The sequence below is a fragment of the Streptomyces sp. NPDC059785 genome, from assembly GCF_042732375.1.
Taxonomy (GTDB): domain Bacteria; phylum Actinomycetota; class Actinomycetes; order Streptomycetales; family Streptomycetaceae; genus Streptomyces.
On record NZ_JBHWHV010000034.1, the window covers coordinates 89,048 to 98,518 of the forward strand.

The 9,471-nt window shown below is 71.1% G+C and carries 12 protein-coding genes; 5 read left to right on the top strand and 7 right to left on the bottom strand.

Annotation, left to right across the window (positions count from 1 at the left end; all coding sequences use genetic code 11):
* Window positions 1-20 precede the first annotated feature (20 nt).
* On the bottom strand, window positions 21-902 hold the full coding sequence (locus tag ACFV6E_RS24935) for a LysR family transcriptional regulator (protein ID WP_385175139.1): 882 nt from the start codon (window positions 900-902) through the stop codon (window positions 21-23).
* 400 nt (window positions 903-1,302) lie between these two features.
* Between ACFV6E_RS24935 and ACFV6E_RS24940 the strand changes: the two genes are divergently transcribed.
* Window positions 1,303-2,571 carry an MFS transporter gene (locus ACFV6E_RS24940; RefSeq protein WP_385464693.1) on the top strand — a complete coding sequence of 423 codons (1,269 nt, stop codon included), beginning with the start codon at window positions 1,303-1,305 and terminating at the stop codon, window positions 2,569-2,571.
* Here ACFV6E_RS24940 and ACFV6E_RS24945 read toward each other — a convergent pair.
* Both ACFV6E_RS24945 and ACFV6E_RS24950 read right to left on the bottom strand, forming a co-directional pair.
* On the bottom strand, window positions 2,504-3,328 hold the full coding sequence (locus ACFV6E_RS24945) for a nucleotidyltransferase (RefSeq protein WP_385464695.1): 825 nt from the start codon (window positions 3,326-3,328) through the stop codon (window positions 2,504-2,506). The two genes, ACFV6E_RS24940 and ACFV6E_RS24945, sit on opposite strands and share 68 nt — an antisense overlap.
* 66 nt (window positions 3,329-3,394) lie before the next feature.
* Window positions 3,395-3,856, bottom strand: a complete 462-nt coding sequence (locus ACFV6E_RS24950; RefSeq protein ID WP_385464698.1) for a hypothetical protein — start codon at window positions 3,854-3,856, stop codon at window positions 3,395-3,397.
* Between the two features lie 82 nt (window positions 3,857-3,938).
* On the opposite strand from ACFV6E_RS24950, the gene ACFV6E_RS24955 reads away from it, so the two are divergent.
* The gene (locus tag ACFV6E_RS24955; protein WP_385464701.1) at window positions 3,939-4,352 is read left to right on the top strand and encodes a DUF3224 domain-containing protein; all 414 of its coding nucleotides are present in this window, start codon (window positions 3,939-3,941) and stop codon (window positions 4,350-4,352) included.
* 75 nt (window positions 4,353-4,427) lie between these two features.
* Here ACFV6E_RS24955 and ACFV6E_RS24960 read toward each other — a convergent pair whose 3' ends face one another.
* The gene (locus ACFV6E_RS24960) at window positions 4,428-4,880 is read right to left on the bottom strand and encodes a DUF6355 family natural product biosynthesis protein (RefSeq protein WP_385464703.1); all 453 of its coding nucleotides are present in this window, start codon (window positions 4,878-4,880) and stop codon (window positions 4,428-4,430) included.
* A gap of 273 nt (window positions 4,881-5,153) precedes the next feature.
* On the opposite strand from ACFV6E_RS24960, the gene ACFV6E_RS24965 reads away from it, so the two are divergent.
* Window positions 5,154-5,612: a hypothetical protein gene (locus ACFV6E_RS24965; protein WP_385464706.1), complete on the top strand. Its 459-nt coding sequence runs from the start codon at window positions 5,154-5,156 to the stop codon at window positions 5,610-5,612.
* 130 nt (window positions 5,613-5,742) lie between these two features.
* Here ACFV6E_RS24965 and ACFV6E_RS24970 read toward each other — a convergent pair whose 3' ends face one another.
* From ACFV6E_RS24970 to ACFV6E_RS24980, 3 genes are all read right to left on the bottom strand, one after another.
* Window positions 5,743-6,426 (bottom strand): lytic polysaccharide monooxygenase, encoded by a 684-nt coding sequence (locus ACFV6E_RS24970; RefSeq protein WP_385175158.1) that lies wholly within the window; start codon window positions 6,424-6,426, stop codon window positions 5,743-5,745.
* Between the two features lie 252 nt (window positions 6,427-6,678).
* Complete coding sequence (locus ACFV6E_RS24975) at window positions 6,679-7,104, bottom strand: pyridoxamine 5'-phosphate oxidase family protein (protein WP_385175161.1); 426 nt, start codon at window positions 7,102-7,104, stop codon at window positions 6,679-6,681.
* Between the two features lie 19 nt (window positions 7,105-7,123).
* Window positions 7,124-7,795: a hypothetical protein gene (locus tag ACFV6E_RS24980; protein ID WP_385464708.1), complete on the bottom strand. Its 672-nt coding sequence runs from the start codon at window positions 7,793-7,795 to the stop codon at window positions 7,124-7,126.
* A 126-nt stretch (window positions 7,796-7,921) separates the two neighbouring features.
* Here ACFV6E_RS24980 and ACFV6E_RS24985 point away from each other — a divergent pair, with 126 nt between their 5' ends.
* Window positions 7,922-8,932 (top strand): phosphotransferase family protein, encoded by a 1,011-nt coding sequence (locus ACFV6E_RS24985; protein WP_385464710.1) that lies wholly within the window; start codon window positions 7,922-7,924, stop codon window positions 8,930-8,932.
* Window positions 8,933-9,140: 208 nt separating this feature from the next.
* Complete coding sequence (locus tag ACFV6E_RS24990; protein ID WP_385175168.1) at window positions 9,141-9,389, top strand: DUF5133 domain-containing protein; 249 nt, start codon at window positions 9,141-9,143, stop codon at window positions 9,387-9,389.
* The last annotated feature ends 82 nt before the right edge of the window (window positions 9,390-9,471 follow it).

Genomic DNA, 9,471 nt, shown 5'->3' on the forward strand with positions numbered 1-9,471 from the left:
CGGGCCTCGGCCGGTTGCCGTCAGGGGCGGGCCGCCGCGTACAGGATGTCGCGGAGGCCGGGGAGCGATTCACGGTCCTCGCGCCAGACGAGGCGCAGGCTGAGGTCGGGCAGGCGGAGGCCGAGCGGGACGAGGGTGCCGGCGTCGAGACTGTCGGCGACCGCGAAGCGGGGCAGGAGCGAGATGCCGAGGCCGTGTTCGGCCCACGCGCGCATCACCGGCACCCCACCGGCGCGCACGCGCTCGGGACCGGCGCCCAGTATCCGGTCTCCGGCCATCCAGAACGAGCACTCCGGGACGTTGACCAGGAGCCGTTCGCCGGTCAGGTCGGCGGGGCTCAGCGCATTGCGGTCGGCCAAGGGGTGGGTCGGGGCGGCGACCAGGGCCAGCGGGACCGGAGCCAGGTCTACGAAGGCGAGCGGTTCGGCCGGCGCGGGGAAGCCGAGCCCGCCGAGGTCGTCACCGGCGTCCAGCAACAGCGCGGCGTCGAGCCGCCCCGCGACGACATCGGCGAAGAGCCCCTGGCGGGCGCGGTCGGTGTGCACGTCGACGTCGATGTCCCGCCGCCGCTCGGCCAGCCTGGCCAGCACGAGCGGAACATGCGAACCGGCCAGCGTCTCCAAGGCACCGAGCCGCAGCCGGCGGCGCTCGTCACGGACGTCCAGGACGGCCTGCTCGGTGGTGTCGAGCAGGGTGCGCGCCCAGCGGCGCAACCGCTCCCCGGCGGCGGTCGGCTCCATGCCCTTGGGGCCACGCACGAACAAGGGCACGGCGAGCGCGTCCTCAAGGGTCCGTATCTGCTGCGAGACCGATGACGGGGCCAGACCGAGCGCGACGGCGGCATCGGTCACGGTCCGGTGCTGAACGACGGCCTCGAACGTCCTGAGTTGGCGTAGCTCCACGTGACGCGCGAACGCGGAGCGGCGTTCGGAAATTCCGAACGCAGTGTGCGGAAGCGCCGGTGGAGCGGGCGGGCACCGGCGACGACAGTGAGCACAGCACGTCGTTCACGGCATGGCGCGCCCACGCCCCACGCATTGCGCTGCCTCGCAGACCGTGTGCTGCCTTGCGCGTCGGGCCGGGCGGTGTTGTGCGTCGTACCGCCTTGCGCGTCGTTCCGCCCTGCACGCCTTGAGGAGGCTGTCCCCGAGCATGACTGCTACGAACTCCGCCGCGTCACCATCATCGTCACCGTCGGCGTCCCCTTCTGCGTCCCCTTCCGAGTCCGCGTCCCCTTCCGAGTCCGCGTCCCCGTCCCCGTCCGAGGGCCGTTCGCCGTCCCGGAGACGGCGCGCCGGCGCGTTGACGGGCATCTCGCTCGGCTACTTCATGGTGCTGCTCGACACCACCGTGCTGTCGGTCGCCGAGCCCGACCTGGCAACGTCCCTGCACACCTCGATGGCCGGACTGCAATGGGCGATCACCGGTTACACGGTGGCGTTCGCGTCCCTGCTCAGTTCCGTCGCCCCCGGCCTGTGGGCGCTGCTGCTTCTCCGGGCGGTGTCCGGAGCGGCCGCGGCCGCCTGCGTACCCGCCTCGATGGCGATGATCGCCCGCCTCTGTCCGGAGCCCGCGGCGCGGGCTCGCGCGATCTCCGTGTGGGCCGCGATCAGCGGTGCGGCCGTCGCGGCCGGCCCGATCGCCGGAGGCGCCCTGGTCGGCGCGGCGGGATGGCGGGCGGTGTTCCTCGTCAACGTACCCATCGCGCTCGTCGTGCTGGCGCTGACCTGCACGCGCTCGGTGCGCTGCCCGCGCGGTGACCGCCGCGTCGACTGGCCGGCCCAGCTCGCGGCCGTGGCGGTACTGGCGCTGCTCACGGACGCGTTGATCGCCGCCGGCGCGGGGAACTGGGGGCACACCGCGTGGTCGTCAGCCGGACTCGCCGTCGCGGCAGTGGCGTTCACCGTCCTCGAACGCCGCAGCCAGGCACCGGTCGTGAACCGGGCACTGCTGCGCTCCGCGCAGATACGCGCCGGTCTGCTGGCAGCCGCGGCAGCCAACTTCGCACTGGCGGGCGCGCTGTTCGTGCTGCCGCTGCTGCTCCAGCGCGAACGGCAACTGAGCGCGCTGGAATCCGGTCTCGCCTTTCTGCCGCTAACGGTGCCTTTTGCCGCCAACCCGCCACTGACCGGCAGAATCGTGGCCCGGACGGGACCCCGGCCGCCGATCCTGGCCGGCCTGGCGCTGCTGACCGCCGGCGGTACGGTCCTCGCGTGCACGGTCTTCGCCGAGGGCGCGTACCCCTGGCTGGCGCTGGGTCTGCTGCTCACCGGCTTCGGGATCTCCTACGTCCTGCCCGCCCTTGTCGCCGCTGTCGTCAGCGCCGCGCCGCCGGGTACGGCCGGCGCGGCAGGCGGCCTGCTCAACGCCGTACGCCAGATCGGCGCCACCCTCGGCGTCGCCCTCATGGGCGCCGCCGCGAGCGCCGGTACCGGATGGTCACTGCTGCTGTCGGCCGTCTGCTGCGCCCTCGCCTGGCTCGCGTTCACCAGAACCCATCCGATCACCGGGCCTTCTCGCCGTGCACGGCCGTGTACTCGGCCGCGAGCCAGGGGCCGAGGTCGTCGATGAGTGTGGCGAGCACCGCCGGATCGGTCGCGGGCGTACGGCCGACGGCCGCGGCGGCGCGCATCTGCTCGACGCGGTCGGGGTAATAGCGGCCGAAGACCTCGGCGGACCGCTCGAGATCGCTGGTCCAGCCGCCCCAACGGGGCATGACCAGGGTGAATCCGGTACGGACGGTACGGCGCCCGACGGCGCGGCTGAGCGTCCGCCGGTCGGCGTCCGTGACGGCCGCGGCGGCTCTGGCGCGCCAACGGCAGAGCACGCGCGCGAGGTCGCCGTTGGTCTCCCGCGCGAGGAGGGTCGTGGGGCGGTAACGCGGCAGTTGCTCCGCCAGGTCGGGGCCCAGCAGCGGTGTGCAGAGGCAGGCGATGAAGAAGCCGCCGTCGTACCGTTCGAGGTCGCTGAGCAGTGATCGCTTGCTCGCCAGCAGGATGCCGACGCCGTCGATCTGCGGGAACGCGCCGTCGAGTACGGCCTCGATCGCGTCGGCGTCGGCGCGGTCGGCCTCGGTGGGCTCGTCGTGGAGGGCGAGCTGGAGGTCGAGGTCGGAGACGCCGGGCGTGGCGGTGCCGCGGGGGATGCTGCCGTAGAGGTAGGCGCTGTGCAGGCGCGTCGTGTCGAACGTCTCGGAGACACGAGCGCGGGCGGCGTCGACGACGGACGCGAACGCCGCCGGTACTCGGTCCAGTGAACCTTCGCGCGCGATCGTCCCGTCGCGTTCCAGCCCTCGCCCGTCCCCGGGATCACTGTGTCTTGCGCTCATGGAGTCACTCTGCCCTGCGCCGCGGTGCGGTGCCCAGCGGATTTGGCAGTGGATGAGGGCCGTGCGTCAGATGTGGGTGAGGATCTGTCGCAGGGGGTGTCCGAGTACGTGGGCGAGGGCGGCCAGTTCATCGGCGGTCAGCCAGCCCCGGTTCGGGTACAGGACCTCGATCCGGAACCGTGCGAAGCCCATCGGCCAGTCGTACACCAGGTCGTTGAGCGACGTCTCGGCGCCACAGCAGGGGACCCTCGCCATGAGTGTCGTGAAGCTCTCGGCGTGGCGCTCGGAGACGGCCTCCGCCCACCAGCCGTGCGCGATCTCCGCCCCGCAGTGCGGACAGGAGACCTTCTCCATGTCGGTGCCGCAGTGGACCACCTCGACGGTGTCGTGCCACCTGCCTTCGAGGCCGCGGCGGGCGTCGTCGTCCGGGAGCATGGCGGACAGCACGACCACGGCACGATCCGCCGCCTCCTTGCCGGGCTGCCAGTACGGATCAGCCGGAATCACCGTCAGGTAGTTACCGCTCATCGCCCGCCCCAGTGCCCACTGCTGTCCTCGTCCCTGTCCCCGTCGCAGCCGCATTGTCAGACCCACTCGCTACGGTCAGGGTATGAGAGCTACGGCGACTTTCACTGTCACGACGTTCGTGCCGGCGGACGTGAAGTCCGAACCGGCCGTGCCCACCGGCCTGCCGGTGGGTGTGGCGACGATGGAGAAGCGTTTCGAGGGAGAGGAGCTCTCGGGGCGCTCCGCGACCCTGTTCACCGCCGCCTTCGACCAGTCGACCGGCGTCGGCACCTATGTGGCCATGGAGTCCTTCGAAGGCTCGGTGCAGGGACGCGAGGGGGCCTTCAACTTCGTGCACTCGGCGACGACGACCGGGAGCGACCGCACAGCGGAGTTCTTCACCATCGTGCCTTCGAGCGGTACGGGCGAGCTGGCCGGGATATCGGGCACCGGAGGAATAACCGTCGACACCGACGGCACGCACCGCATCTGGTTCGACTGTCAACTCGCCAACTGAACAGCCTGCTTGGGGTCGAAGCGGGGGAGCGGGACGGGCCCGGCCTCCGCCCAAGGGCGGGCCCGTCGTCCTGGGTCAGGCGGTGTCGCCCGGGTGGGAGCACAAGCCGCCGCGGAAGTTGCTGTCGTACCAGGCTCCCGTCGCGTCGTAGTCGAGATTGGTGCGGCCGGGACCGACGCAGCGGTGGTAGTCGGGCCGGGCCCACCGCGTCACCTGGATCCACACATTGGTGTCCGTGGCGCAGTGCTCGTAGTACGCGTGCTCGCCGTGCCCCTCGTTCCAGCCGCAGGCCTGGGGTCCGGCGGGCGCGATCGCGACCGCCGCACGCTCGGGCGCCGCGCTGGCAGGTGCCGTGACTGCCGCGGCCATCGCCCCGGTCAGCGCGAGGGCGGCGAGTCCGCCGGCCAGCCGACTGCGCCGCGTCCGACGCCCCGGACGGCTCTGACGATTCGGGTGGTTCGGACGGCTCTGGCGGTTCTCACGGCTCCCGAGGTACGGGGCCAGGCGGGAGTGTTCGGTCGCGGACATGTCGGATTCCCTTCGCCGTGTGTGGTGAAGCCCAGGTCAGGGCCCCTCCGCGAACCAACATGCCGCCGCGTCCGACGCCCCGCCAACACTCTTCGACACCGATCGAAGTGAAAGGGATGGATGCACTCATGCGGGTGAGTATCGGTTTATTGCCATAGCTGCCCCACGTTGTCGTCCGCGGCTCACGGCTCGTCCCGGAAACGCCGTAGCGGTGAGGCAGGGCGAGCGGAGTCCAGTGGGTTGGGCACGTCGGGGTACGAGCAAGGTAGGGGAGTGGAGTGGACTGGATTACTCAACACCGCGCTCGGCGCCCTCATCGCCCTGGGAGCCTCCGCCTTCGTCGAACACCGTCGATGGTCACGCGAGAGCACGCAGCGTGCGAACGACGACCGCCGGGCCGTCTACGTGGCGTTCCTCGACGCGACGGCGACGGCGAGCGAAACCCTCATCAACATCGCACGCGCTCACGGCGATGGCGACGGCGAAGACGTGTCCGTCCGGGCGTGGACGGTCCTGCGGGACAGCAGCGTGCTCTCCCGCAGGCTGGAACTGGCCCTCGTCGCCGATGACCGCGTCCTTGCCGAAGTAGGCAAGCTGGTCGCGATGTTGCGTGCTTACCGCGATGTCGTCTCGGAGGGGCGGTACTTCGACACGGACGAGTTCCAGCACGCCCGCACCGCCTTCAATGAGCAGCGGGACCGGTTGATGCGAGTGATGCGCGAGTCGTTGTGAGGCGGGTGGCGCGACGGTTCCTCGCCGCGGTCCGGAGCGGTCGGCGGACCGCGGCGAGGAAGTGAGGTCTTGCGAGGAAGTGAGGTCTTGCGAGGAGGTGAGGTCTTGCGGTTCCCGGCCGGAACGAGTGTCAGCCGAAGTCGACGTCGCTGCAGATGAAGTACGTCTGGTCCATGTGCGACGCCTGCCAGATCGTGTAGAGGACGTGACGGCCGCTGAGGCCGGACGTGCTCACGTCGATCAGGTAGTTCTGGCTGGGCGCGTACGAGCCGGTCTTGGTGAGGAGTTGCAGGTCACTCCATTTCAGCGGCTGGGTGGTGGGGTCGTAGCCCTGCCGGCTGACGTACACCAGGAAGTAGTCCGCGCCGTGGCTGGCCTGGTCGTACAGGTGCACGGTGAAGCTGTCGGGGACGTCCGTGGTCTTCCAGGCGCCGACGGCGTCCATCGAGTTGTAGCGACCGCTCTCGGTCTGGCCTCCGCTGCACAGCTGGCCGTCGGGGACGACCGCCGGGAAGTTGCCCGCGGAGCCGTTGCGGTACAGGCCGTTCCAGTTCCACATGGCGTTCGGGTTGTCCTGCCATGCCTGCCAGCACATGGGGTCTTCCTCGGCCATGGCAGGGTTCTGGAAGTCGCTGCCCCAGCGCAGCCAGCAGCCGTAGTTGCGGGACGCCGGGTCGATGACCGAACCGTGGGCCGCGGCGGTGCCGCTGCCGGGGATCAGGCTGAGCAGCAGGGCGGCGAGGACGCTCAGCAGGAGAGCCGGGCGTAACGCGACCCTGCGAATGACGCGATCATGACAATGCGAGTGCTGCATTGCGATCCCTTTCTTGCGATGTGGGGGATGCTGTGGGGGATAGTGCCTGTGGGGGGTGCGGGAGCCGCAGGGTGACGCGGGCGTGCGTGCGTCACCCTGGGAGCGCTCCCACGGTGCACAGACTGCGCCTCACGTAACAGAGCCGCAACGTTGGATCCCGCCACTTTCCGGCGCGGCGCGAACGTACGCGGGCCGGCCCGGCAACGCGAGTCGCCCGCCCGGCCCGGCGGACGACCGCGCTCGCCGCACCGGTCAGCCCGCTCCGAGGTCGGCCGAGAGCCAGTGTTCCGGTCGCATGCGGACCACGGCGTGGTCGGAGAGCTCGGCCTCGGCGAACGCCGTGTAGCGGTCGAGTGCGTCGCCCGTGAGATAGCGGCTCGCCATCTCCCGATGGAGGCCGTCGGCTGCCGCCGTCACCTCCGCGACGGGGCCTTCGACCGAGACGTACCTGATGGTCGGCGTCGTACGCTGGACCAGCAGGCTGAAGCGGCCCGCTGCCCTGAGCCGCCGCATCTTGCGGGAATTCGCGCCGGTGAGGACCCAGGGCAGACCGCCGGGCTCGTAGGCGTACCAGATCGGGACCAGCAGCGGCCCGCGATCGTCACCGGCCGCGACGCCGAGCGCGGCCACGTGCGGCTCGGCCAGGAACTGCTCGCGTTCTTCGCGTGAAAGCGCCATGCCTCGACAGTAGGCCGGGCTACCGACAACGGCAGGGATAACCGATTTCGGCCGCGTCCTTCGCCAGGTCTTCCGGCGTGACCCCCTGGTGCAACGACGACACGAGCCGACGGCTCAGCGGTCGCAACGCGTAGACGTCGCTCACCGCGCCCAGGTCCACGGAGACCTCGTAGTAGTCCTCGGCGAAGCGCTGGTACGCCTCGGGGGAGCGGTCGGCCAGGAGCCGGAAGAGGCCCGTCGCTCCGTCGGGGTCGGCATCGCCCGAGGGAAAGTCGATGGGGCCGTGGTGCCACCGATCGTCCGTCGTCTCCCGCCAGAGGCAGGCCGTGACGGCCGGTACGCCGTCCTCGTCGGCGAACGCCGGCTCCCCGGCGAAGGGTCTGAACACCTCGGGGAGCTCGTCGATCACCCCGGGCCAGGGCTCGCCGTCGTGACCGTACGGACTCATCTCAGACTCGTGGGCGAAGCCGCGGACGCAGGCACCGGCCGCGGAGAACACGATGGAGTACTCGTCTCCCGACCCATTGCGCATGGAGGCCAGCTCCTCGCCATCGGCCCAGGCGGAGCCGAAGGAGTAGTACCGGCTCTCCCAGTCGGGGCTGAGGATCGCGTCCAGCATCGCGAGCGAGCGGCACAGGTCCCGCAGTTCGTTGATGGCAGGGAGTCGGCGGGCCACGTCGTAAACGGTCACAAGGCTCATTCAAGCGGATGCCTCTGACATCGGCCGCGCGCCCGCGCCCGTGGCCGCGCTCGCCCCCGCGCCCGTCGGCCGCCCCCGCGCTTCTGGCCCCGGTCCCCTGTGCCAGCATGCTCGACCGTGTTGAAGTACGAGACGAGCGACGAGACATGGGCCGCCCTCGCCGGTCGGCACGGGACCGGCACCGAACGCGTACGGGGCCTTCCCGCCGGAGTGGCCAACCAGGTCTTCCTGTTCGGCGACGACCTGGTGCTGCGCATTCCGCGGACCGAGCAGTACCTCCCGGACCTGGTCAAGGAGGCCGCCGTCATCCCGGCCGCCCGGGCCGCGGGTGTACGTACGCCCGAAGTCGTCGCCTTCGACGACACCTGCTCGGTGGTGAACGTGCCGTACATGCTGCTCACCCGGGCGCCGGGCGCGGACCTCGCGCGCCGGGAACTGCCCACCTCGGACAGCGACCTCGTCGCCCGTCAGGTGGGCCGGGAACTGGCCAGGCTCCACCGGCTGACCCCGGCCGCCGCACCCGAACTACGTGCCCTCCCCGCGGACGACGGCGCCGCGGACCCCTGGGCGCTCACCGAGCGTCTCCGCAGGGCCGGCTGGCTCGATGCCGGAACCGCCCGCTGGCTCACCGGATGGTTCGGCCGGCTCGCGGCTCACCGCCCCGCCGGTCCGTCCGACGCCGCCGGTCTGTCCCATGCCGCCGATTCGCCCTCCTCCACCGATCCGTCCCACTCCACCGATCGGTCCCCGACCGTCCTCATCCATGGCGACATCGCGCCGCAGAACCTGCTCGTCTCCGCGCAGCCGGCGCGGCTCACCGGCATCGTCGACTGGGGCGATGCCCAATGGGCCGATCCCGCCGCCGATTTCGCCAAGATGCCGCTGACCGCCGTCCCGGCCATGCTCGCCGGTTACCGGGAGGAGAACGGCGAGCCGGGTGCGTCTTCCGCGCCGGTCTGGGAGGCCCGGGTGCTGTGGATCCACCTCACGTGGGCCCTCGGACGCTTGGCCGATCCCGTCCCGCACCCCGGCGAGCGCCACTGGACCGCGCCTCCGCCCAGCCGCTTGCTGGGTCTGCTCCGCTTCTTCGCCTCGGGCCCACCGGCTCCCTGGAACGACCTCGTGTGACCTGCTGTGATCTGCTCTGACCTGTGGTGATCCAGCGGGGCGAGGCGGGCCGGAATTTGTACAGGCATGGAACTTAATCCGCCGGGCAGACGATGATCTGCCCGGTGTCGCTCGGCATCGGGCCATGGCGTCGGACGCCATGCATGCATTCTGTTCCTCGCGGCGGCGTCGGCCGTCTGGCGAGCTGTGCGTTGGGGAGAGGAAGACCATGATCCTTCCGGCGGAGAAGGAACTGCGCGCCGCACTGGCCCGGTTCGCCGATGCGCGCATCGAGCACGACGTGCACCCCACCGGCCGTTCCAGCCGCGTGCTGGAGGACGCCACCTACACGCTCTGCGTGATGACCGGCGCGCGCACCGCCGAGCAGGCCCTGTCGACCGCGGACGCCATGCTGGAGCGTTACCGCGCCGACCGGGAGGACATCGGCGCCCAGGACGGCGAGGCCCTGGCCGCGTGAAAGCCTCGGCGGCGGGCTGTCGCAGCAGCCGTCTCGGCGTCGGACATGCCGCTGCCCCGCTCCGTTACGTACGGAGCGGGGC

Coding starts and splice junctions, on each gene's coding strand:
- ACFV6E_RS24945 (WP_385464695.1), bottom strand. CDS start 3,328: ATGAGCGCAAGACACAGTGATCCCGGGGACGGGCGAGGGCTGGAACGC.
- ACFV6E_RS24950 (WP_385464698.1), bottom strand. CDS start 3,856: ATGAGCGGTAACTACCTGACGGTGATTCCGGCTGATCCGTACTGGCAG.
- ACFV6E_RS24955 (WP_385464701.1), top strand. CDS start 3,939: ATGAGAGCTACGGCGACTTTCACTGTCACGACGTTCGTGCCGGCGGAC.
- ACFV6E_RS24960 (WP_385464703.1), bottom strand. CDS start 4,880: ATGTCCGCGACCGAACACTCCCGCCTGGCCCCGTACCTCGGGAGCCGT.
- ACFV6E_RS24970 (WP_385175158.1), bottom strand. CDS start 6,426: ATGCAGCACTCGCATTGTCATGATCGCGTCATTCGCAGGGTCGCGTTA.
- ACFV6E_RS24975 (WP_385175161.1), bottom strand. CDS start 7,104: ATGGCGCTTTCACGCGAAGAACGCGAGCAGTTCCTGGCCGAGCCGCAC.
- ACFV6E_RS24990 (WP_385175168.1), top strand. CDS start 9,141: ATGATCCTTCCGGCGGAGAAGGAACTGCGCGCCGCACTGGCCCGGTTC.